At 65.0% G+C, this 22,380-nt stretch carries 23 protein-coding genes and 2 tRNA genes; 20 read left to right on the top strand and 5 right to left on the bottom strand.

Annotated features, from left to right (window positions below):
• Positions 1–55: 55 nt before the first annotated feature.
• From V1280_RS29770 to V1280_RS29755, 4 genes are all read left to right on the top strand, one after another.
• Entirely contained in the window at positions 56–1,306 is a 1,251-nt protein-coding gene (locus tag V1280_RS29770; RefSeq protein WP_334532673.1) for a COG4223 family protein, read from the top strand.
• Between the two features lie 48 nt (positions 1,307–1,354).
• A complete protein-coding gene (locus V1280_RS29765; protein ID WP_334532670.1) occupies positions 1,355–3,112 on the top strand; it encodes a heme biosynthesis protein HemY in 1,758 nt (585 codons plus the stop codon).
• A 99-nt stretch (positions 3,113–3,211) separates the two neighbouring features.
• Positions 3,212–3,287, top strand: a tRNA-Thr gene (locus V1280_RS29760).
• 173 nt (positions 3,288–3,460) lie between these two features.
• Positions 3,461–3,835, top strand: coding sequence for a hypothetical protein (locus V1280_RS29755; RefSeq protein ID WP_334532667.1), 375 nt, complete (start codon positions 3,461–3,463; stop codon positions 3,833–3,835).
• A 71-nt stretch (positions 3,836–3,906) separates the two neighbouring features.
• Here the strand turns inward: V1280_RS29755 and V1280_RS29750 are convergent, their stop codons facing one another.
• Positions 3,907–4,968 carry a polysaccharide deacetylase family protein gene (locus tag V1280_RS29750; RefSeq protein WP_334532664.1) on the bottom strand — a complete coding sequence of 354 codons (1,062 nt, stop codon included), beginning with the start codon at positions 4,966–4,968 and terminating at the stop codon, positions 3,907–3,909.
• Positions 4,969–5,221: 253 nt separating this feature from the next.
• Here V1280_RS29750 and V1280_RS29745 point away from each other — a divergent pair, with 253 nt between their 5' ends.
• Both V1280_RS29745 and V1280_RS29740 read left to right on the top strand, forming a co-directional pair.
• The gene (locus tag V1280_RS29745) at positions 5,222–5,515 is read left to right on the top strand and encodes a hypothetical protein (RefSeq protein ID WP_334532661.1); all 294 of its coding nucleotides are present in this window, start codon (positions 5,222–5,224) and stop codon (positions 5,513–5,515) included.
• 181 nt (positions 5,516–5,696) lie between these two features.
• Positions 5,697–5,912 (top strand): hypothetical protein, encoded by a 216-nt coding sequence (locus V1280_RS29740; protein ID WP_334532659.1) that lies wholly within the window; start codon positions 5,697–5,699, stop codon positions 5,910–5,912.
• 9 nt (positions 5,913–5,921) lie between these two features.
• On the opposite strand, the gene V1280_RS29735 is transcribed toward V1280_RS29740, so the two are convergent.
• A complete protein-coding gene (locus V1280_RS29735; RefSeq protein ID WP_334532656.1) occupies positions 5,922–7,616 on the bottom strand; it encodes an MFS transporter in 1,695 nt (564 codons plus the stop codon).
• A gap of 137 nt (positions 7,617–7,753) precedes the next feature.
• Between V1280_RS29735 and V1280_RS29730 the strand changes: the two genes are divergently transcribed.
• The 7 genes from V1280_RS29730 to V1280_RS29700 all read left to right on the top strand — a co-directional run bounded on the left by V1280_RS29730 (position 7,754) and on the right by V1280_RS29700 (position 15,654).
• Positions 7,754–9,136 carry a hydrolase gene (locus tag V1280_RS29730; RefSeq protein ID WP_334532653.1) on the top strand — a complete coding sequence of 461 codons (1,383 nt, stop codon included), beginning with the start codon at positions 7,754–7,756 and terminating at the stop codon, positions 9,134–9,136.
• 51 nt (positions 9,137–9,187) lie between these two features.
• Positions 9,188–10,555 (top strand): cytochrome P450, encoded by a 1,368-nt coding sequence (locus V1280_RS29725; protein WP_334532650.1) that lies wholly within the window; start codon positions 9,188–9,190, stop codon positions 10,553–10,555.
• Positions 10,556–10,600: 45 nt separating this feature from the next.
• A complete protein-coding gene (locus V1280_RS29720; protein WP_334532647.1) occupies positions 10,601–12,010 on the top strand; it encodes an adenylate/guanylate cyclase domain-containing protein in 1,410 nt (469 codons plus the stop codon).
• A 292-nt stretch (positions 12,011–12,302) separates the two neighbouring features.
• Positions 12,303–12,791, top strand: a complete 489-nt coding sequence (locus V1280_RS29715) for a tellurite resistance TerB family protein (RefSeq protein ID WP_334532644.1) — start codon at positions 12,303–12,305, stop codon at positions 12,789–12,791.
• A 229-nt stretch (positions 12,792–13,020) separates the two neighbouring features.
• Positions 13,021–13,800: an SDR family NAD(P)-dependent oxidoreductase gene (locus V1280_RS29710; protein ID WP_334532641.1), complete on the top strand. Its 780-nt coding sequence runs from the start codon at positions 13,021–13,023 to the stop codon at positions 13,798–13,800.
• Positions 13,801–13,920: 120 nt separating this feature from the next.
• Positions 13,921–14,715: a glutamine amidotransferase gene (locus tag V1280_RS29705; protein ID WP_334532638.1), complete on the top strand. Its 795-nt coding sequence runs from the start codon at positions 13,921–13,923 to the stop codon at positions 14,713–14,715.
• A gap of 126 nt (positions 14,716–14,841) precedes the next feature.
• A complete protein-coding gene (locus V1280_RS29700) occupies positions 14,842–15,654 on the top strand; it encodes an enoyl-CoA hydratase (protein ID WP_334532635.1) in 813 nt (270 codons plus the stop codon).
• 122 nt (positions 15,655–15,776) lie between these two features.
• On the opposite strand, the gene V1280_RS29695 is transcribed toward V1280_RS29700, so the two are convergent.
• Positions 15,777–15,852, bottom strand: a tRNA-Ala gene (locus tag V1280_RS29695).
• A 200-nt stretch (positions 15,853–16,052) separates the two neighbouring features.
• On the opposite strand from V1280_RS29695, the gene V1280_RS29690 reads away from it, so the two are divergent.
• Genes V1280_RS29690 through V1280_RS29680 form a run of 3 tightly spaced genes read left to right on the top strand, consistent with a single transcriptional unit; the run spans position 16,053 to position 17,577 of the window.
• Positions 16,053–16,343 carry a YggT family protein gene (locus V1280_RS29690; RefSeq protein ID WP_148752825.1) on the top strand — a complete coding sequence of 97 codons (291 nt, stop codon included), beginning with the start codon at positions 16,053–16,055 and terminating at the stop codon, positions 16,341–16,343.
• A gap of 15 nt (positions 16,344–16,358) precedes the next feature.
• A complete protein-coding gene (locus tag V1280_RS29685) occupies positions 16,359–16,691 on the top strand; it encodes a DUF167 domain-containing protein (protein ID WP_334532629.1) in 333 nt (110 codons plus the stop codon).
• Between the two features lies 1 nt (position 16,692).
• Complete coding sequence (locus V1280_RS29680; protein WP_334532626.1) at positions 16,693–17,577, top strand: bifunctional methylenetetrahydrofolate dehydrogenase/methenyltetrahydrofolate cyclohydrolase; 885 nt, start codon at positions 16,693–16,695, stop codon at positions 17,575–17,577.
• Between the two features lie 37 nt (positions 17,578–17,614).
• Here V1280_RS29680 and ppa read toward each other — a convergent pair whose 3' ends face one another.
• Entirely contained in the window at positions 17,615–18,151 is a 537-nt protein-coding gene (ppa, locus tag V1280_RS29675) for an inorganic diphosphatase (RefSeq protein WP_334532623.1), read from the bottom strand.
• A 197-nt stretch (positions 18,152–18,348) separates the two neighbouring features.
• Positions 18,349–18,858, bottom strand: a complete 510-nt coding sequence (locus V1280_RS29670; protein ID WP_334532620.1) for a GNAT family N-acetyltransferase — start codon at positions 18,856–18,858, stop codon at positions 18,349–18,351.
• A 265-nt stretch (positions 18,859–19,123) separates the two neighbouring features.
• On the opposite strand from V1280_RS29670, the gene V1280_RS29665 reads away from it, so the two are divergent.
• From V1280_RS29665 to V1280_RS29650, 4 genes are read left to right on the top strand one after another with little or no spacing between them, the layout of a single operon-like run.
• On the top strand, positions 19,124–20,023 hold the full coding sequence (locus tag V1280_RS29665) for a dienelactone hydrolase family protein (RefSeq protein WP_334532617.1): 900 nt from the start codon (positions 19,124–19,126) through the stop codon (positions 20,021–20,023).
• Positions 20,020–20,487 carry a DUF2269 family protein gene (locus V1280_RS29660; RefSeq protein ID WP_334532615.1) on the top strand — a complete coding sequence of 156 codons (468 nt, stop codon included), beginning with the start codon at positions 20,020–20,022 and terminating at the stop codon, positions 20,485–20,487. The genes V1280_RS29665 and V1280_RS29660 overlap by 4 nt, the downstream gene beginning before the upstream one ends.
• Before the next feature lie 8 nt (positions 20,488–20,495).
• Complete coding sequence (locus V1280_RS29655; protein ID WP_334532612.1) at positions 20,496–21,815, top strand: SDR family oxidoreductase; 1,320 nt, start codon at positions 20,496–20,498, stop codon at positions 21,813–21,815.
• Complete coding sequence (locus V1280_RS29650; protein ID WP_334532609.1) at positions 21,815–22,222, top strand: thiol-disulfide oxidoreductase DCC family protein; 408 nt, start codon at positions 21,815–21,817, stop codon at positions 22,220–22,222. The genes V1280_RS29655 and V1280_RS29650 overlap by 1 nt, the downstream gene beginning before the upstream one ends.
• Positions 22,223–22,380 lie beyond the last annotated feature (158 nt).

The following is a 22,380-nucleotide window of genomic DNA, read 5'->3' as shown; positions in this document are numbered from 1 at the left end:
CGAATCCGAGGCAATCGGGCTCGTCTCTGGTATGAAAGTGTGAGGAACCGTCACGATGGCCGACGACAAGCCTGAAGACGCAGGATTGGCCCCCGAGTCCGGCCGTGCCAAGCGCACCCCGCCCACGATCGACCTCGAGGCGACCGAAGTTTCCACCCAGCCGCAGGACGTGGCGGTCGAGCCGGAGGCGCAGCCCTCGGCCGACCAGGTCAACGCCGACCAGGCCGGTGCCGAAGATGCCAAGGTCGAGACGGCCAAGGTAGAGACAGCCAAGACCGAGACAGCGAAGGCCGAACCGGAGCATGGCGAAGCGCAGGCCGCAGCTGCGTCGGGCGCCATTTCTCCCTGGGTCATCGCGCCATTTTCCGGCGCCGTTGCAGCCGCGGTCGTGATCGCGGTTGGCTGGGCGCTGGGCTGGCCCGCGGTGCAGGCGCCGCCGGCCGCGCCGCAAGTGACGGGTGCGACGGTCGATGCGCTGAGCGGACGTGTCGCCGCAGTCGAAGCCAAAGCGGGCAAGCCCGCGGCCGATCCGGCCATCGTTGCACGGCTTGATGCGCTGGAAAAATCCGTCGGCACCCTGCGCGGCGACATCGCCAATGTGCGCGCGCAATCCGACAAGACTGCCAGCGCATTGAACGATGCGAAATCCGCGCCGCGCGATGCGGCGGCTTCGTCCGGTCTCGCCGCGCTCGACGACCGTATCTCCCAGCTCGAGCGTGCCAGCACCACCGCACGCGCGGAGCTCGCACAGCAGGGCGAAAAGATCGCTGATGCCAAGGTGACGGACGACAAGCCGTTGCGCTCCGTGGTCGCCGCCACCCTGCTCGACGTTGCCGTTCGCCACAATGATCCCTATGAGGCGCAGCTCATTGCTGCGCGGTCGTTCGCGGCCAAGCCCGAACTGCTGAAGCCGCTCGATGCGTTTGCCGCGTCGGGCATTCCGACGCCGGTCGCGCTGACCCGCGAACTCCTCAACATCGTGCCGAAGCTGTCGCCGCCACCGGAGGCGCCGAGCAGCAGTACCGGCATCGTCGAGCGGCTTCAGGCGGGAGCGTCAAAGCTCGTCCGCATCGAGCGCACCGACGGCGTCGGCAATGACCGCGCCGCCATTGTCACGCGGGTCACGGCCGCTGCGCTGCGCAACGATTTCGTCGAGGCGCGCCGCGAGCTGAAGATGCTGCCCGAGGCCGATCGCGCGCCGGCACAAGCCTGGCTCGACAAGGCTGACGCGCGCGATGCCGCGCTCGCGGCCTCCCGCAAATTCGCCGACGACGCTCTGGCTGGTCTCGCCAAGCCCGGTCAATAGGCCTGCTCAATAAGATTCGCGCAACAATCCGCGCGTATAGGGATAGCCATGCTTCGCATCGTTCTCTTCCTTGTTCTGATTGCGCTCGCAGGCGCCGGCGCGGCCTGGGTTGCCGATCAGCCCGGCGATGTCGTGCTGACCTGGGGCGGTTTTCGGGCCTCACCGAGCATTCCGGTGTTCGTGCTCTGCCTCGGTATATTCGCGGTCCTGATCGTCTTGCTCTGGAGCCTCCTGACCGTGATCTGGCGCGCACCGGGGCGGATGCGCCGCCGCCGCCATGAAAAGCGGCATGCTCGTGGCCGCCACGCCATCACCCACGGGCTGCTCGCGATCGGCCACGGCGACACGGGGCTCGCCCGCCGTCACGCCGAGGCGGCGCGGCGACACGCGCCGAACGATCCGCTCGCGCTTCTCCTGCACGCGCAATCGGCCCAGCTCGACGGCAATCGCGACGAGGCGCAGCACGCCTTCCGCGCCATGGCCGAGCGCGAGGATACGCGGCTGCTCGGCCTGCGCGGCCTGTTCATCGAGGCGCAGCGCGCCGACGATGCGGTCGGCGCCGTGATGATCGCAGAGGAAGCGATCAAGCTGTCGCCGTCCTCGACCTGGGCCTCGCATGCTGTGCTCGGCTTCCGCTGTGCGCGCGGCGACTGGAGCGGTGCGCTCGCGATCCTGGATTCGAACCTGTCCGCGGGCCTGATCGACAAGCGGGGCTACCGCCGGCAGCGCGGCGTGCTGCTGACGGCGCGCGCGCTGGAACTGGAGACGATGGACCGCGATGTCGCGCGCGAGAGCGTGATGGAAGCCGTCAAGCTCGCGCCGACCCTGGTGCCGGCCGCTGTGCTCGCCGCGAAATTCGAGAGCGAGGCGCATCAGGTGCGCCGCGCCATGAAGCTGGTCGAAGCCGCGTGGCTTGCCAATCCGCATCCTGATCTTGCCGACGCCTACGCACATGTCAAACTCGGCGATGCCGCGCGACAGCGTTTGCAGCGGGTCGAGACGCTCGCGGCGAAAACGCCCGCCGACAAGGCCGGCCATGTCGAGGGACAGCTTGCGATCGCGCGCGCAGCGATTGATGCGTCCGAGTTCGCCCGTGCGCGCGCGGTGCTGACGCCTTACGTCAACGATCCGACCCAGCGCGTGGCGCTGTTGATGGCCGAGCTCGAACGCACCGAGCACGGCGATGGCGGCCGTGCCCGCGCCTGGACCTTGCGTGCGGTCCGCGCCCGTCACGATCCGGCCTGGACTGCGGACGGCTATGTCAGCGACCGCTGGCGTCCGGTCTCCCCGGTCACCGGCCGGCTCGACGCCTTCCAGTGGCAGACGCCGGTGGCGAGCCTGCCCTCGGACAAGGGCACGACGATCGAGTCCTCGGCCTTCGAGGAAGCCATGCTTGCGGCCCCGCCGCCGAAGCGGGTGACCGTGGCCAGCGAGGCGCCGGTGGAACCGGCCGTGATCGCGCCGGTCGAGACCCCAGCCCCTGCTCCGGCCGCGCAGGACAATGCGCCTCCCGCGGTCAAGGAAGAACCGGTGGTGACGCCTGCCGAGCCGGTCAATCCGGCCCCTGAGGCCGCCGAATCATCGCCGGTGGCGGCAACCCCGGTGTTCCGGACCCGTGCCGACCTCGGCAAGCCCGCACAGGCGACGATCCAGGCCGTCATCCCGATCGTTCGCGCGCCGGACGATCCCGGCATCGATGACGACGGTCCGAGTGATGAATTTACGGAACAAATCGGCACGCCCAGGGACGATGCAAAGGCCCAGGCCGGCGGTTGGCGCGGATTCTGGTCCCGCTGGGGCGGGTGACCCGTATTTCGCCTGCCGCTTGTCCTTGCCAATTCGGGCCATGCCCGATATCAGGAGCGCGCGTATCGGGGCCGGCATCGCCCGGGCCCGGCAGGGTTCGCCGCAATAGCTCAGCTGGTAGAGCACGTCATTCGTAATGACGGGGTCGGGGGTTCGAGTCCCTCTTGCGGCACCAGCGCTCCATTCATCCGACCGTCACAAGCAAGCTTCCTGCGTGATCGCGCTCGACGCGTGTGTCACTGCGATGCGTTGCTGAAATCGGGGACGGCCGTCTGCGTGACTTCTATCACATAACCTCGCGCGGCTCTCCCGTACTGTCCTGGTCACGCAAACACGGGGAGATTTCACATGCGCAAGATCATTCTGGTTGCCGCCATGGTTCTGGTGTCTGCATCTGCCCAGGCAGGTGACCGCAGCCTGTCATTGTCCACGGCAACAGCCGCTCCGCAAACCACCACAACCACCACCCCGACCACGCAAATCAGCGAAGTTGCCCCGGTGGTCGAAGCGCCGAAGTATGTCGACCGCCCGCCGGCGATCCCGGCTGCCGCGCCCGCTGTGGCGACTGCTCCCGCCGCGACCACGACAACGACGGCGCCAACGCCGGTCACGACGGGCAAGCCTGCGCCGAAGTCGACGGCGAAGGCCGACAAGCCCAAACACAAGCGGTGGACCGAAGGCCGCATCATCGCCGAGCTGCATCGCCACGGCATTTATTGGTAAGCGGCGTGACGCTCTCAAAACAAAATGGCCGGGCTGAGCCCGGCCATTTTGCTTGTCGAGACCTGACGTGCTCAGCGCTGCGAGACGGTCTGCACCACGCTCGAGACCGGGCGCGCGTTCGTCGCATTGGACGCAGGCACTTTCAGTTCCTTGAGCACCGCTTCGTCATACTCGGGCAGCGAGTCGAGCGTCGTCTTCGCCTTGATCTGCACGACCTTGTAGCCACCGGCCTTGAGGCGCGTGAGCAATGTCGGCAACGCTTCGCCGGTGCGCTTCTGGAAGTCGTGCATCAGGATGATGCCCTTGCCGAGCTTGTCGAGCTTGGTCATCACGTTGCTGACGATCTTGTCCGGCGTGCTCTCCTTGCGGAAATCGAAAGAGTCGAGGTCGGTCGAGAACAGCCCGACGTTGCGGCTGCCGAGATAGCTGACGAGCGCCGGATTCTGCTGAAGCTGCGGGAAGCGGAAGAACGGTGACGGGTTGGTGCCGAGCGCCCATTTCACGGCACTGATACCCTTCTCGATCTCGTCCTTGGCTTGCTGTTCCGTCATCTTCTTGCCGTTGAGATTGACGTGCGACCAGGTGTGCGTGCCCACCGTGTGGCCCTGGGCCAGAACCTGGCGCAGGATCTCCGGATGCCAGGTCGCATGCTTGCCGACCGAGAAGAACAGGCCCTTGGTGCATTCATCGGCGAGCGCCTTCAGCACCGCGGGCGTGTTGACCGGCCAGGGACCGTCGTCGAAGGTCAGCACGACCTCCTTGTCGGCGAGGAAATCAAACTGCTTGTACTGCTCGAAGCCGAACCCCGGACCGCCCGTCGTGTCGATCTCGACCACGCGTGAGACGCCCAGTGCATTCGGGTTGGTGCAGGTCGTCGTCTGCTGAACCGGTGCCACCGCCGGTGCGGGCGCCGGCACGGGTGCGGCGGCAACAGCAGCGGGCTTGCCCGCGATCGCCGCAGTGGTCTCGACGTCGTCCTTGGCGGCGAGTTTTGCCGGCAGAGGATCGGCGGCACGGGCGGCTGTTGTCTTGGGGGCGCCCTGGTCGGCGCGCGAGGAATAAAAGTACCAACCTCCGGCGATCAGGACCGCCGCGAGGACACTGGCCAACATCAGGCCCAACGCATTACGCATCGCTACTCTTTCCAAATACGCAACCAAACCAGCGGAATGTCCCGCGCGCCCGGCCATTAATGCGAAGGAACAGTTAACGTGACACCAACACGACAGCGGTTGCGGAGGAATTTCAGGCGGGTGCGCCAAAGTGACCGAGGTCACAGAGGGGGAGCCGCCCGTGACCATCATCACAGTGGAAACTGTTTTGGTGGAGCATCGTAGTTCCCATCAACAACGGCCCCGCCACCGGCGGTGCCAATGGGAGCTTCAAATGACCAAGTCTTTCTCTTCCAAAATCCGCGACACCAGTCTGGCTCTGGGCTTTGCCGCCATCGTCTCGATCAGCTCGACGACGTCGAGCTTCGCCTTCTCGGCCGAAGCGCAGCAGATGTGCACCGGCGACGCCTTCCGCCTGTGCTCGTCGGAGATCCCCAACATCCCGAAGATCACCGCGTGCATGATGAAGCATCGTTCGGACCTGAGCGCCGGCTGCCGCGCGGTGATGGACAAGGACCTCGCCAAGGGCGCCTCACGCAAGGTCGCTGACGCCCAGGACGGTCAGTAAGAGCGCAACGATAGCGTCGTTGCGTCGGTTAGCTCCCCTCGCGATGTGCCCCGGCGTCAAGCCGGGGCCACGCGGTGGCGCCAATCAGCCTGCAAAGTCTGCCTGCCAATAAAGCCGTTGCGGCTAAGGGATCGTCGCACTAGCTTCGCCCGCACATCTTCCGGGTACGAGGCACGACGCGATGGCCAGATTTCTTTTCATTGTTTCTTTGGTTCTGTGCGCATCCGGCGCGTCAGCGCAGCAGCAGCCCGGCCACGACGCCTGCGCGCGCGACGTCACGCGTCATTGCCGCGCCGTGATGAATAATGGCGATAGCGCCGTGCTCGCCTGCCTGAAGCAGAACCGCACCAAGCTGAGCAAGGGCTGCGACAAGGTGCTGACGGATCACGGGCAGTAAAGGCTACTGCTAGCGAGCGATACTGCTTCCCGCCGCGGTCGCGACCACCGGCAGCACCTCGGCACTGGCGCGGTCCGGCGTCCCTTCATTCCAGCGCACCGAGCCGAACGGCCGCTCCAGCATGCGGCGGATCCGCACCGGATCGGCGCCGATGTGAAAATCGATCGCTTGCTGATGCAGCGCACGTTCGGACTGGGTCGAACGGTTGCGCTGGCGCAGATAATCGAACCAGGTCGGGCAGTGATAGCGCTCGGTCCACAATTCCGGATCGGCGATGTCGCGCGCGATCGACCAGCCATAGGCGCCGTTGCGTTGCCGCGACAGCTGCACGTCCTGCATCACATTGTGGAAGGCGCGCGCGTTCTCCTGGGCGACGCGATATTCGATCTCCACCACCAGCGGTCCGCTGCGTCCGGTCAGTGACAGCTTGACCTCGGGATCGGCCAGCACATCCGCGTCCTCGTTGCGGGCGCCGACCCGTGGCATCGTCAGCCAGATGCCGAGCACCGGCGAGACCAGCATCAGACCCGCCGCGGTCAGCAGCGCGACCTCGACGCCGGCATAGTCGGTGAGATGACCCCAGCCCCACGCGCCGATTGCGATGCCACCGGAAATCGAGGCCTGGAACGCTGCGAGCGAGCGTCCCGCGACCCAACGCGGCGCCGAAAGCTGCACGCCGATGTTGAACAGCGCCACCGCGGCCATCCAGACTGCGCCGGCCAGCACCAGCGCGGCCGCGGTCAGCACCGGCTCGCTGCTCAGGGCAATCGCGGCCATCGCAAACGCCATCGAGATCGTGCAGGCGCGGATCGCCGCCTCGCCGCTCATGCGCTTGCGCAATTCGTGAATGTTGAGTGCGCCGACCACGGCGCCCATGCCGAACGCGCCAAGAATGATGCCGTAGGTTTGCGCGCCGCCATGCAGCAGGTCGCGCGCGACCAGCGGCATCAGCGCCATCACGGCGCCGCCGATCAGGCCCATCACCAGCGTCCGCAGCAGCACGATCTTGATCGGCGGCGAGTTGGTGATGTAGCGGAAGCCCGACACCATCGCGCGATTGAGCTTCTCCCGCGGCAGTCGCGAGGGTTCGACCGCGCGTCGCCAGAGCAGCAGCACCACCAAGAGCGGCAGATAGAGGATCGCATTGCAGGCAAACGCCGCAACCGCGCCGAGCGCGGCGACGATGACGCCGCCCACCGCAGGACCGAAGCTGCGAGCGATGTTGTAGCTGATGCCGTTCAGCGCGACGGCCGATGGCAGGGCTTCGGGCGGCACCTGCTCGCTGACCGAGGACTGCCAGGCCGGTCCAAACAGCGCATTGCCGCTGCCGACGACGAAGCAGAAGGCCAGCAACGATTCCGGGGCGATCAGCTTGAGCCCGGCCAGGATCGTGAGTGCGGATGCACCGGTCAGCGCGATCATGAGTGCGACGAGGGTCACAATGCGCCGGTCATACATGTCGGCGATTGCGCCGGCCGGCATCGAGATCAGCATGATCGGCAGCATCAGGGCGGTTTGCACCAGCGCCACCTTGTCGGCGGAGGCCGCCATCTGCGTCATCGCCCAGGCCGCGCCCACGCCCTGAATCAGGAGACCGAGATTGGAAAGCAGGCTGGCGAGCCAGATGCGCCGGAATATTGTGTACCGCAGGGGGGCCGTGATGCCGTCGGCGGAACGTCTCTGACGGTTCGTCTGCTCGGTCATATCCCCTTCCAAGTCCTCTGGCAGAAATGGCTTCGATGATTCCGGCGGGTTCAGTGATGCCCGCGAAAGTCCTTCGCTGTCCAGTGGTTAGGCCGCTATAAGCAGTGCAAAGACATGGTTTTACCGGGGAGGACCAGATGAAGCTGTCACGACGGACGATCCTGCAGGGTGCGGGTAGCCTGGCTTTCGCGGTTGCGAGCTTCCGCAACGATGCGCTGGCGCAAGCGCAGTCGGCGGCCAAGAGCTCTGACAACAACTCTGAGGTGCCGCCGATCCTGTTCGTCCATGGCAATGGCGACTACGACGCGCTCTGGATGACGACGTTGTGGCGGATGGAATCCAACGGCATCGCGCGTGACCGCATGATGGCGATCAATTTCACAAATCCCACCGCGCGCACCGATGATACGGTCGATCAGGCCAACCGCTCCTCGACCGAGGATCAGCGCCGCGAGCTTGCCGCCGCCATCGCCGAGCTGAAACGCCGCACCGGAGCGGCGCGCGTGGCGCTGGTCGGCAATTCGCGCGGCGGCAACTCCATCCGCAACGTCATCAAGAACGGCGGCGGCGGCGATGTCAGCCACGCGGTTCTGTGCGGCACGCCCAATCACGGCGTGTTTGCCCTCGATGATCTTCTCGGCAGCGAGTTCAACGGACGCGGCGCCTTCCTGCGTGGCTTGAACGACGGCGACAGCGAGGTGACGCCGGGCACGGCTTTCCTCACTTTGCGCAGCGACGGCATGGACAAATATGCACAACCCGATGGCCGCTTCATGGGCAAGCCGGGCGTGCCGACCAATGTCACCTTCGAGGGGCCGGAATTGAAGGGCGCGACCAATCTCGTGCTCGGCACGATCGACCATCGCGAGACGGCGTATCACCCGCGCGCCTTCCGCGAGATCTACAAGTTCATCGCCGGTCGCGAGCCTGCACGCATTGCGATCACGCCGGAGCAGACCGTTCGCATCGGCGGATTGGTCACGGGCGCGGTAGACGGCGTACCGACCAACCGCCCGGTGGCCGGGGCGACGGTGGAGATCAACTATGTTGACCGCGAGAGCGGCGAGCGCAGGGGCGATGTGGTGCATCGCGCGACGACCGGCGCCGACGGCCGCTGGGGCCCGGCCACGGTCGATTCCACCTCGCCGCTCGAGATCGTCCTGACCTCGCCGGACGCCCCGATCACGCATTTCTACCGCTCGCCCTTCCCGCGCTCCTCCGACGTCGTGCATTTGCGCGCCGCGCGCCCGTTCTTTGCCGCGGACAAGGACGCCGGTGCGGTCGTGATCATGTCGCGTCCGCGCGGCTATTTCGGTCTGCCGCGCGACACTATCCTGTTCGACGGCCAGGAGCCTGCCGACGTCCATCCGGGCGTACCCACGGATGCGGCAGCAACCCTGCGCCTTCCGGCCAGCGAGGTCGGGCGTCACGTCGTGGCCCAGTTCAACGAAGAACGAATTGTGGCACGCGCCTGGCCGGCATCCGAGAACAGGATTGCGGTTGCCGAACTGACTTATTAGCTAATTGCCTGCGGCAAGCCTTTACTGCGACGAGATCTGCGGGAGAGAGCCATGAACATCGCCAGCGTGCGTCGGCCCATCATCCCCCCGACCCCGCCGCGCGCGCCGGACAATTTGTCGTTCTTCGGCCGGCTTGCGGTGATCAGGCAGAACATGATCGCCACCTGGGGGCAGCGCGCCTATGAGGAAGAGATCATCCAGGGCCGCTTCTTCCTGCACAAGAGCTTCATCCTGAACCAGCCGGATGCGATCCGGCACGTGCTGCTCAGCAATTACGAGAATTACACGCGGACGCCGGCGGGCATCCGCATGCTGCGTCCCGTGCTCGGCGAAGGTCTTCTGCTCGCCGAGGGTCATGCCTGGACACATCAGCGCCGGACGCTCGCACCTGCCTTCACGCCGCGCGCCACCGCCAATCTCGTCCCGCACATGACGGCGGTGCTCGACGAGACCATCGCGAAGCTGGATGTGCGCACGAACGAGCCGATCGATCTGCGCGAGATCATGCAGCGCATGACACTGGAGATCGCCGGCCGCACGATGTTCTCGTTCGGTATGGACCGGCACGGTCCGACCTTGCGCAACTTCATCATGGAATATGCCGAGCGGCTCGGGCGGGCCTATTTCCTCGACATGGTGCTGCCGGTGTCCTGGCCGACGCCGATGGATCGCGCCCGCGCCCGCTTCCGCACGCGCTGGACCGAATTCGTCGCGATGCTGATCGCCGAGCGGCGTGCGGCGGGCAAGAAGGCCGGCGCGCCGCCGCGCGATCTGTTCGATCTCATGGACGAGGCGCGCGATCCCGAGACGGGCAAGGGCTTTTCAGACGAGCAACTGGTCGACGAGGTCGCGACCATGATCCTGGCGGGTCATGAGACCACCGCGACCGCGCTGTTCTGGGCGCTCTATCTGCTGGCGCTCGATCCTGATACCCAGGAGGAGGTCGCCTCCGAGACCTGCGGCGAGCATCTCGACAGCATGGCCGATATCGACCGGCAAAAATTCACCCGCGCCGTGGTCGATGAGACCATGCGGCTCTATCCGCCGGCCTTCCTTGTCGCCCGCGCCGCACGCGGCAAGGACGTTGTGGCCGGTGCCGAGGTCAACAAGGGCGACATCATCATGATCGCGCCCTGGCTGCTGCACCGGCACGAGAAGCTGTGGGATCAGCCGAACGCGTTCATTCCCAAGCGCTTCATGTCGAAAGAGCCGCCCGATCGCTTCGCCTATCTGCCGTTCGGCGCGGGCCCGCGCGTTTGCATCGGCGCGCCGTTCGCGCAAGCCGAGTCCGTGCTGGCGCTGGCCCGGCTGATCGGCGCGTTCCGTGTCGAACTCGTCGACGCCAATCCTGTCATTCCGTACGGCGTTGTCACGACCCAGCCTGACCACTCACCCCTGTTCCGCATCACGCGCCGGTGACAGGCTCTGGCCGTTGGCGTGATCCACCCTAAATAGAGTTGCGCCATGAGCGACATCCAGGCCCAGTTATCCGTTCTGAACCAGACCGCCGACGCAAAGGTGGTCGATGCGATCGAGCGTCTCATCAAGGACGGCGAGGATCACGAGCTCAACCGCGTCAATGTCCTCGACTTCGCCACGCAGCACGGCGTCGATGAAGAGCACGCAATCTCCGCCTTCCTGCATTCGGCGCGGCTGGGGTTGTTCGATCTCGGCTGGAACGTTCTATGCCCCGGCTGCGGCGGCGTGCTTGGTGCCCATACGACGCTGAAGGCGCTCAAGCCGGACGATTATCACTGCGCGCTCTGCGCCTGCGGCTACAAGGCCTCGGTCGACGATCAGGTCGAGGTCTCCTTCACCGTGAATCCGCGCGTGCGGCGCATCGCGGCGCACGACCCGGACTCGCTTCCGGTGTGGGAGTATTTCAAGCAGGTGTTCTGGAGCTCCGGCGTCGACTTCAACAAGGAATCGTTTGCGACACTGGCCAACGAGGTGACGCTGGATACCATGGAGCTGCCGGCCGGCGAGAAGGCGACCATGTCGCTGCAGCTCCCGAACGACTTCATCATCATCTTCGAGCCGGTGACTCACGCCGCCCAGTTCATCGACGTCCAGGGCGAGCCGACCAAGGACCGCCAGCAGCTCGCCATCATGTACAACAAGGTGCAGGCGCCGACGGGGACCACGACGATGCGGCCGGGTCCGCTGCGGCTGTCGCTGGAGAACCAGGCCGGCGTGCGGGTGCTGCCGTCGGTGTTCATCGCGGCCGAGGCGCTCCATCATCTGATCGGCCAGCGCAAGCCATTCCTCACCGCCAAGCGCATGCTGTCGAACCAGACGTTTCGCGATGTCTTCAAGGCGGACAATCTCAGTCTCGACCAGCGGCTCCAGATCACCTCGCTGACCTTTCTGTTCACCGACCTGAAGGGATCGACCGCGCTCTACGAGCGCGTCGGCGATCTCGCCGCTTTCGACCTCGTGCGTGCGCATTTCCACGCGTTGCTGGAGATCATCTCGTCCGAGAAGGGCGCGGTGGTGAAGACGATTGGCGATGCCGTGATGGCGACCTTCGTCCGTCCCGAGCATGCCATCGTCGCGGGCCTGCGGATGCGCGCCGCGATGGACGGGCTCAACAAGCAGCGCGGCACCGACGATCTCATCGTCAAGATCGGCATCCACGAAGGCCCCTGCCTCGCGGTGATGCTGAACGAGCGGCAGGATTATTTCGGCCAGACCGTCAACATCGCAGCGCGCGTGCAGAGCCTGTCGACGGCGCAGGAGATCCACATCACCGGCCCGGTGCTGGACGCACCAGCGGTCGCCGAGGTTCTGCAGCAGCGTTCCATCAAACCGATACAGAAGCAGGCGGCGCTGCGCGGCATCGCCGACAAGATGGTGGTGTACGAGATACCGTGAGGGATTTCTGCTGTCGTCCCGGCGAAGGCCGGGACCCATACCGCGTGATTTCTGAAACGGGCAAGATGGCCGTTGCCAGAGCTTTCGCCAAACCGCAGCCTGTGGTTATGGGTCCCGGCCTTCGCCGGGACGACATCTGAGGGTTTGGCTCGCCCCTCGCGCCAAAATCACAGCGCCCAGATTGCCGAAACGTAATCAGCGCGCGGAGCTGACGCACGTTGCGCCGGTTGAGTTTCCCGCTCATATAATGCTGGTAGCGGCCTCGCCGCGTCATCGATTTCGGTGGGATCTTATGCTCGACGGCCTGCGCCAATTCATCGCCGACATTGTTGCTCCTCATGCCCAGGACCGCGCCTTCGGCGACAGCGATTATCGGCTGGCGGCCACCGCGCTGCTGGTCCATGTGGTTTCGCTGGACGGCCAGCCGACGCAGGCCGAGCAGAGCAAGCTGCACACTCTGATCGAAAGCCATTTCAAGCTCGACCGCGGCACGGCCGACCGGCTGATCGCGGATGCGACCCAGGTCGAGGGCGAGGCGGTCGATCTTTATCACTTTACCAGCGTCATCATGCGCTCGCTCGACGAAGAGGGCCGCAGGCGCATCGTCCAGATGATGTGGGAGCTGGTCTATGCCGACGGCCAGGTCACCGAGTTCGAGGACAACGTCGTCTGGCGTGCCTCCGACCTGCTCGGGATCTCCCAGCGCGACCGGATCGATCTCAAGCACGCCGTCGCGGACCGCGCCGCGGATCAAGTCAAGGACAACGTTGTCGGCGGCTGAGCTATCGCCAAGGCGGCAAGATTCGCGGTTGTATGGACCACATGACGAAACTTTAATGTAGTGATCGGACCTCCCGGCTCCGGATTCCCCTGTAAATCGGCCGTTTTTCCTGCTCTCTGTTGCCCGCTCAGGCCGCCATGCCGTCGGCGCCGCTTGCCTGTCGCGCGTGGCCTATGCTCCAGTTCGGCCATTACGGGGCCAAAAAACTTCAATTCAAGAGACTGCGATCGTGACTGAGCGGGTAACGTTGATCACCGGTGCCTCGGCGGGCATAGGCACGGAGCTGGCGCGTGTGTTTGCCGCGAACGGACATCGGCTCGCGCTGACCGCGCGACGTGCCGACCGGCTCGAGGCGCTCGCAAACGAGCTCACCTCCAAGTGCGGCAAGAAGCCGATCGTGATCGCATGCGATCTCCAGGCGCCCGATGCCGGCGAAAAAATCGCAGCAGCGCTCGCTGCAGAAGAGGTCGAGCTCGACAATCTCGTCAACAATGCCGGCTTCGGCGTGTTCGGCGATGCCATCGAGCGCGACCGCGAAGAGCAGGTCGGCATTGTCGACGTCAACGTCCGCGCGCTGACCGATTTGTCGCTGCGCTTTGCCGACCAGCTCATCAGGAACAAGGGCGGCCTGCTCAATGTCGGCTCCGTCGCGGGCTTTCTGCCGGGGCCCGGCATGGCGGTCTATTACGCGTCCAAGGCCTATGTGATTTCGCTCACCGAGGCCTTGCGGGCGGAGCTCGCGCCGCGCGGCGTTCGCGTCACCGTGCTGTGCCCGGGACCGGTGCAGACCGAATTCCAGGGGCGCGCCGGCGTTGGCTCCGGGCACGATACGGCGATTCTCAATGTCCCGGCCGCCGATGTCGCACAGCAGGCCTATCGCGGCCTGATGGCGAACAAACGGGCAGTGCTGCCGGGTCTCGGTATCAAGATCGTACCGTTCGCACTGCGCTTCTTCCCGCGCGGCTTCATCCTGTCCGCCACCAGCCGGTTCCAGCGGCAGAGACACTAACGAACATCCGTAGTGGCCCGGAGCTTGCTTCAATAGCTGCGCGTGTGTGCGCGAACTCACACGATGTTAACCGTCGCTTAGCTATGCTGGCGGCTTGAACTGATAGCACTCGCAGAGGCCATGTCGTTTCGGACGGACAGGTTTGGTGGCGCAGAATTGGTGCCCTTCCCCGGAAGGACGCCGAGCGCGGCCGCCTCCGAACCCCTTCTGCCGGTTCTGATCGTCCTGCACCAGGAATCCTCGACACCCGGCCGCGTCGGCAATGCGCTGCGCGCGCTCGGCCATCGTCTCGACATTCGCAGGCCGCGCTTCGGCGATCCCCTGCCCGACACGCTCGACCGGCATGCCGGTGCCGTGGTCTTCGGCGGCCCGATGAGCGCCAATGATCCAGACGACTACGTTCGCCGCGAGATCGACTGGATCGAAATTCCGCTCCGCGAACAGCGGCCGTTCCTAGGCATTTGCCTGGGCGCGCAGATGCTGGCGATGCAGCTCGGCGCACGCGTCGCGCCGCATGCGCAGGCGCTGACCCAGATCGGCTACTACCCGATCCGCCCGACAGCGGCTGGCCACGCGCTCTGCCCGGACTGGCCGGCGCAGGTCTATCACTGGCATCGCGAAGGATTTCAGTTGCCGCGAGGTGCCGAATTGCTTGCGGAAGGCGATGATTTTCCGATCCAGGCGTTCCGCATCGGCAATGCCGTCGGCGTGCAGTTTCATCCCGACGTGACCTACGCAATGATGCATTGCTGGACCACGCGCGGCTATGACGGCCTCAGCGCGCCTGGCGCGCGCGAGCGGCATCATCATTTTGCGGACCGCGCGGTCTACGATGTCGCGGAACGCGCCTGGCTCGATCATTTCATCGACGGCTGGCTGACGCGCCGGCCGGCGCTGGCGCAAGCCGCCGAGTAGACCGCGGCTTCCCGCAGGTCCTTCCCGCAGGTCCTTGGCGCAAGTCCTAGGCTGATCCCGGAATATGCTACGCTCGTCGCCAACGAGCGCGCGCGAACGCGTGCCGGCCAACAAAGGGAGAGCGCGATGGCCTATGAACACATTCTCTATGACGTGAGCGATCGGATCGCGACCATCACGCTCAATCGTCCCGACCGCATGAACGCGTGGACGCCGGTCATGGAGCGCGACGTGCGCCATGCGATGGAAACCTCAAGCGCCGATGACAATGTCCGCGTCATCGTGCTGACAGGCGCAGGCCGCGCCTTCTGTGCCGGCGCCGACATGGACGCGCTGAAAGGGCTCGATCCCAACGACGTCAGGCGCGCCTCGAACCTGCCGCCCTTCGACATGAACCGCCGGCCGGACTGGCAAACGCGCTACGCCTTCTACCCGTCGATCGGCAAGCCGATCATCGCCATGCTCAACGGTGCGACGGCCGGCATCGGTCTCGTGCACGCACTCTATTGCGACCTGCGCTTTGCCGCCGACAACACCGTGTTCACGACGGCCTTCGCGCGGCGCGGCCTGATTGCCGAACACGGCATCAGCTGGATGCTGCCGCGCATCGTCGGTCATGCCAACGCGATGGATCTGCTGCTCTCGGCGCGTCGTGTTCCAAGCGAGGAGGCGTTGCGAATCGGGCTGGTCAACCGGCTCTGCTCGCCCGAGAAGCTGCGCGAGGAGACTTACGCCTATGCCCGCGATCTCGCCGATTTCGTCTCGCCGAGCGCGATGGCCGTGATCAAGCGACAGCTCTACGACGTGCCGTTCCAGACGCTGGCCGAGGCAACGATCGAGGCGAATCGGGAGATGATGGTGGCGCTGAACGGAAGTGATTTCCGGGAGGGGGTCGCGAGCTTCATGGAGAAGCGGCCGCCGCGGTTTACGGGGAAGTAGGACAATTGGGGCGGAGAGAGTCCGCCGTCGCCCTTCGGGCTATGGCGGGACAGCCTTCGCTCACTTCGCTACGAGAGACCTTCCGGGCTTGCCCAGCCGTAGCTCGCGAAGCGAGCGAAGGCTGGTGGAGCCAGGCGGGATCGAACCGCCGACCTCGTCATTGCGAACGACGCGCTCTCCCAGCTGAGCTATGGCCCCTTTGCTGGCCGCTCTGGTAAACGCGGCCGACAACCGGGCGCCATTTAAGTCCCCGCCAAGGTCAAGTCAAGGACTGGTGTAAGGGCGGTTTTAGCCATCCGGGCACCGACTTCCCTTGTTTGGGCCGGGGGGAACCGATATCTAGCGATGACCGTCCCAAACACTGCCCCAATGACACTGGCCCAGAGAGTGTTTCGCTGATGCGCCCGATAGTCTTCATTCTGATCCAGATCATCAATCTCTACATCTACCTGCTCATCGCATCGGCAATCCTGTCCTGGTTGATCGCATTCAATGTCGTGAACACCCGCAACCAGTTCGTCGGTGCGGTGTGGGAGTTTCTCTATCGGATTACCGAGCCGGTCCTCGGCCCTATCAGGCGCAGGCTGCCTGCGATGGGCGGGCTCGATCTGTCTCCGATCGTCGCCTTCTTCGTGCTTTGGTTGATCCAGCTCTATCTCGCCGAGTACGTCTATCCGAACGTGCCGTAGGTCAATGGAACCTCGATGGTCCCTTGGCGCACCTCCACCACGGGCGTCAGCATCGCATTGCGCGTGACGCCGCGTGGCGGACGTGACGGCGTCGACGGGATCGAGCAGCTCTCCGACGGCCGCAGCGTATTGAAGGTGCGCGTGCGTGCCATCGCCGATGGCGGCGAGGCCAATCGCGCGGTGCTAGGGTTGTTGGCGAAATCGCTCGGCGTGCCCAAGGCCAGCGTCAGTCTGTTGTCGGGGTCGACGTCGCGGCTGAAGCAGGTCGCCATCGCGGGTGATCCGGCACGGCTGACTGAGGCGTTGCGCGAGCTCGCATCGGTCAAATCGACAGGCATAAGGAACTGACATGACGGCAAAGATCATCGATGGAAAAGTCATCGCAGCGGACCTTCGCGCGCGCGTCGCGGACGAGGTCGCCCGCGTCAAGCGCGAGCACAATCTGGTGCTGGGCCTCGCAGTGGTGCTGGTCGGCAACGATCCTGCCAGCGAAGTCTATGTCCGCTCCAAGCATACGCAGACCCAGGCCGCCGGCATGGCCTCGTTCGAGCACAAGCTGCCGGCCGACGTCTCGCAAGCCGATCTGCTGGCGGTGGTCGCAAAGCTCAATCGTGATCCCGCCGTGCACGGTATCCTCGTGCAATTGCCGTTGCCCAAGGGCCTGAACACCGAGGCTGTGATCAATGCCATCGATCCCGCCAAGGATGTCGACGGCCTGCATCCGAACAATGCCGGTCGGCTCGCCGGCGGCTTCGAGGCGCTGTCGCCCTGCACGCCGCTCGGCTGCATCATCCTGACCAAGAGCGTGCACCCTTCCCTCGCGGGCATGAATGCCATCGTGATCGGCCGCTCCAATCTGGTCGGCCGCCCGCTGGTGCAATTGCTGCTGAACGAGAACGCCACGGTGACGATCGCCCATTCGCGCTCGCGCGACCTGCCTGGGCTCGTGAAGCAGGCCGATCTCGTCTATGCCGCGGTCGGCAGGCCGGAGATGGTGCGCGGCGACTGGCTGAAGCCGGGTGCGACCGTGATCGATGTTGGCATCAACCGCATTCCGAAGGACGACGGCAAGACCCGTCTCGTCGGCGATGTCGCCTATCAGGAAGCGCTTGGCGTTGCCGGTGCGGTGACGCCGGTGCCGGGCGGCGTCGGCCAGATGACGGTCGCCTGCCTGCTCGTGAACACGCTGCGCGCGGCTTGTGCGATCGCGGGGCTGCCGAAGCCGGCGGTGTAGTTCACCTCGCCCCGCAAGCGGGGCGAGGGAGCAAAGCTCAGCTCTTCTTTTTCTTCTCGCGCTCGATGCCTTCGAGGATCAGCTTCTGCGCTTCCTCCGGGCCGCCCCAGCGCGTGATCTTCACCCACTTGCCCGGTTCGAGATCCTTGTAGTGCTCGAAGAAGTGTTGGATCTGCTGCAGCGTGATGTCGGGCAGGTCGGAATACGACTTCACCTTGTCGTAGCGCTGCGTCAGCTTCGACGACGGTACTGCCAGAATCTTCTCGTCGCCACCGGCTTCGTCTTCCATGAACAGCACGCCAACCGGGCGCACGCTCATGACGGCGCCGGGGATGATGGCGCGGGTGTTGACGATCAGGACGTCGCAGGGGTCGCCGTCATCGGACAGGGTGTGCGGGATGAAGCCGTAATTGCCGGGGTAACGCATCGGCGTGTAGAGGAAGCGGTCGACCACCAGCGTCCCGGCTTCCTTGTCCATCTCGTATTTGATCGGCTCGCCGCCCACGGGGACTTCGATGATGACGTTGACGTCCTCAGGGACGTTTTTCCCAATCGAGACCGCATCGATACGCATTAGATAGGCTCCGTTGTTGCCGAGGTTAAATCGCGCCCGGCAGCGATTTTGGCGCTGTCATACGCGGGCTTGGCCCCCCGATCCATCGTGTTTTTATGAAATAATGAATCCAGCGATCACCGGCGCAAACGGCGGGCGGTATCGACGGACGGGAAACGCTGCCGGTTAAGGTTTCAGCAGCTCAATTGGTCCGAATCTTAGTTGGTCCAGGCGAAGGCAACCTTGTCGAGCGACTTCGGCCCGAACCGCTCCGAGGAGCGCGCCACCATGCGGCCTCCCAGTGCCCGATAGAACTCGGTCGCCGGATCGTTGTCCGAGAGCGCCCAGACCACCATGCTCTTCAGATTGCTCTGCATCAGGTCGCGGCGGGCGGCGGTGAACAGGCGGCGGCCGAAGCCGAGGCCCTGAAACTCGGGGCGCAGGTACAGCTCGTAGATCTCGCCGTCGAAATGCAGGCTGCGGGCGCGGTTGCGGCCGTAGTTGGCGTAGCCTGCGATCTTGTCGCCGAACACCAGCACGCTGACGCGGCTGCCCTTGCGGATCGCGCTGTCCCACCACTGCGGACCGCGACGGTTAATCAGCTTCTCCAGCTCGGAGCCGGGAATGATGCCCTGATAGGCGGAACGCCAGGCTTCGTCATGGGTGGACGCCACCGCAGTTGCATCTGCAGCTTTGGCCGGCCGGACCTCGATCAGGGTTGTGCTCATGGACGCGATCAAACCAAGTCGCCGCGCTGGCGGCAAGACCTATCGTTAATTATCGGTTAACCTGTGGACTTTCTGCATCAGTATTTTAACCATGTTGTACCGAAAAAAGACAAGCCGCCATTTCGTGCGGCAATCGTCTGCCATGCGCCCGTGCAAAACTCCGCGGTCTCAACGAATGAACGCCGATGGCAACGCAGAAAGTCCGCCCAGAGTGATTCGTTCCGACTAGTCTGGCCTGCGTATCCGTGCTCGCCCTCGGCCATTCATGCGGCTCCTCGACACCCTTGCTCGCCTGCTTCTGCTGTCCCTGCTGACGGCGCAGCCTCTGTGCGCCCAGGTCACGTTCGGGGCATCGGGTGCAGAGAGCGAGCCGTTCCGCCGGCAGGAATGGCGGGTGCCGTCGCCGGATACCGACATTGCCGCGCGTGCGCTGCTGTTTCGTCCCACAGGTAGCGGTCCGTTCCGGCTTGCGGTGATCGCACATGCGTCGACGCAGAACGTGCTGCGTCGCGCGCAAATGCCGCAACCGGAATACCGCGCGCTCGCAGCGTTTCTCGTCGCGCGCGGCTTTGCCGTGCTGGTGCCGGAGCGACTCGGCCATGGTGCGACCGGCGGCCGCTATGTCGAGGACCAGGGCGGCTGCGACGAAGCGGATTACGCCCGCGCGGGCCGCGCCACCGCGGAGGAAATTTCGCTTGCGCTGGACTATCTGCAAAAGCAGGATTTTATCCGCAAGGATGCCGCGGTCGTGATCGGACACTCCGCAGGCGGCTGGGGTGCGCTGGCGCTTGCGAACGCCGATCCGAAACAGATCTCCGCGATCACGGTATTTGCGCCCGGCCGCGGCGGCCACGCCAATGACGAACCGAACAAGGTCTGCGCGCCACATACGCTTCTCGCGGCCGCTGCCGAATTCGGCAAGGCGGCGCGCATTCCCGTCACATCGCTGGTCGCGGCCAATGACAGCTATTTTGCGCCGGCATTTTCGAAAGCATTGGCGGATGCGTTTCGCCGCGGCGGCGGCAAGGACGATTTTCGTACGCTGCCGGCCGTGGGCAGCGAGGGCCATTGGATGATCGAGACCGAGGCCGGCGTCCAGGCCGCAGGCGGCGAGCTCGCGCGTGCACTGAACCTGCCTAAACCAGTGGCGACCAAGAAGCCATGACGCTGTATTTCCTGGTCAAATATCTGCACGTGCTCGGCGCCATTGTCATCCTCGGCACCGGAACCGGCATCGCCTTCTTCATGCTGATGGCACATCGCACCAACGACGCGTCGTTCATCGCGCGCACGGCGTCGGTGGTGGTGATTGCGGACGCGATCTTCACGCTGTCGGCCGTGATCCTGCAGCCGGTCACCGGCGGCCTGCTAATGATGCTCTCGGCGACGCCAGTTACCGAAAATTGGCTGCTGGCCTCGCTCGCGCTGTACGTCTTTGCCGGCTTGTTCTGGATCCCCGTCGTCTTCATGCAGATCGAGATGCGCGATCTCGCGCGCAAGGCGGCCTTGCAGCGCGTCGCGCTGCCGGAGCGCTACTTCACCCTGTTCCGCCGCTGGTTCGCGTTCGGCTTCCCCGGCTTCGGCGCCACGATGGCGATCCTCTGGCTGATGATCGCAAAACCGTTTTGAATGACGCGATGAACCAGCGAACCATTTTGGTGCTCGGCGCCTCCGGCCTGATCGGCCGCTTCGTCGCCGACGATTTGCGCGCGCGCGGGTTTCGCGTGGTCGGTCTCGCGCGCAGCCTGTCGCCGGCGCAAAAGATGAGCGCGCTCGATATCGAGCTGCCGATCCTTATCCTCGACGCCTCCGAGCTGATGCGCTTGCTGAGCGAGCATTCCGTGGATGTCGTCGTGAACTGCCTCGGCGTGCTCCAGGATGGTCCCGGCAGCGACACCAATGCCGTGCATCGCGATTTTGTCGCGCGCCTGCTTCAGGCGATCGCCGGCAGCGGTCGTGCGGTCCGGCTGGTCCAGATCTCGATCCCCGGGATCCCTGAGGCAGATCGGACCGCGTTCGCCACCACCAAGCGCGAGGCTGAACGCCTGATCGCGGCATCCCACATTCCCCACGCCATCCTGCGGCCCGGCTTCGTGGCCGCACCGGCAGCCTATGGCGGCAGCGCCATGCTGCGCGCCCTCGCCGCCTTCCCGCTCGACCTGCCGCAGAAGGAGATGGCGACGCCATTCCAGCCCGTCGCGGTCGAGGATATCTCCACCACCATTGCCTGGCTCGCCGCGCGCGATCTCGACGATGGGTCCGTGAAGGCGGTGAGCTGGGACCTGATGCAATCCGAGCCGTTCACGATGGCTGGCGTCATCGGGCAGTTCCGGCTCGCGTTCGGCACGGCCGGCTGGCCGCATGTCGCGATGCCGTCCTTCATGCTCGATCTCGGCGCCAAAATCGGCGATCTCGCCAATACTCTCGGCTGGATGCCGCCGATGCGATCCACCGCCATCGCCGAGCTGCGCCGCGGCGTGAGCGGTGATCCCTCGGCGTGGATCGCCGCCACCGGCATCGTACCGAAAACGCTGGCTGAGACGATCGGGCGCCACCCCGCCACCATCCAGGACAAATGGTTCGCGCGGCTGTTCCTGATCAAGGCGCTCATCTTTGCGAGCCTGGTCGCGTTCTGGCTCGTCTCCGGCTTTATCGCGCTGTTCGTGTCGTATCGCGCGGCCGCCGGCATCTTGTCCGCGCACAATTTCCCGCTCGCGCTGGTCGATCCCATCACCATCGGTACCAGCCTGATGGACATGAGCATTGGCGTGCTGATCGCCGTCCGCCGGACGGCTGCGATCGGGCTCGTTGCAGGTATCGTCGCCTCGCTAGGCTATATGTTCGGCGCGGCGATCCTGACGCCGGATCTCTGGATCGAGCCGCTCGGCGCGCTGGTGAAGACCGGACCGGCCATCGTGCTGATGCTGGTGGCGCTTCTCATGCTGGATAATCGCTGATGCCCAAATGGCCTGATGACGACGTGATCCTGTTCGACGGCGTTTGCATCTTCTGCTCACGCTGGGTGCGCTTCGTCGCGCAGCGCGATACGGCGAAGCGGTTTCGCTTCACACCGATCCAGTCGGATTATGGCGCGAGGCTCGCGCGCACGTTCGGCATTGACCCCGATGATCCCGACACCAACGCGGTGGTCCATAGTGGCGAGGCGTTTCTGAAGTCTGATGCCGCGCTGACGGTGCTCTCGCATCTTCCGGGTTGGAGCTGGACGCAGGCGCTGTTCGCCGTGCCGAAACCGCTGCGGAATGCGGTCTACAGCCTCATCGCGCACAATCGCTATCGGATTTTTGGGAAGTATGATGCGTGCTTCGTGCCGGATGCCGATTTGCGGGCAAGGGTGATTGAGTAGCGAGCGCAGCAGCTACAAACGCGATGTCGTCCCGGCGAACGCCGGGACCCATAACCACAGGGAGAAGTTTGGCGAGGGCTGGCAGTTTAGGAATCGCCGAGCGGTACTGATACCGAGCTTCACCGATAGATCACGCGGTATGGGTCCCGGCGTTCGCC

The organism is Bradyrhizobium sp. AZCC 2230, assembly GCF_036924495.1.
GTDB classification, from domain to species: domain Bacteria; phylum Pseudomonadota; class Alphaproteobacteria; order Rhizobiales; family Xanthobacteraceae; genus Bradyrhizobium; species Bradyrhizobium rifense.
This window is presented reverse-complemented; position numbering and strand designations above follow the sequence as displayed.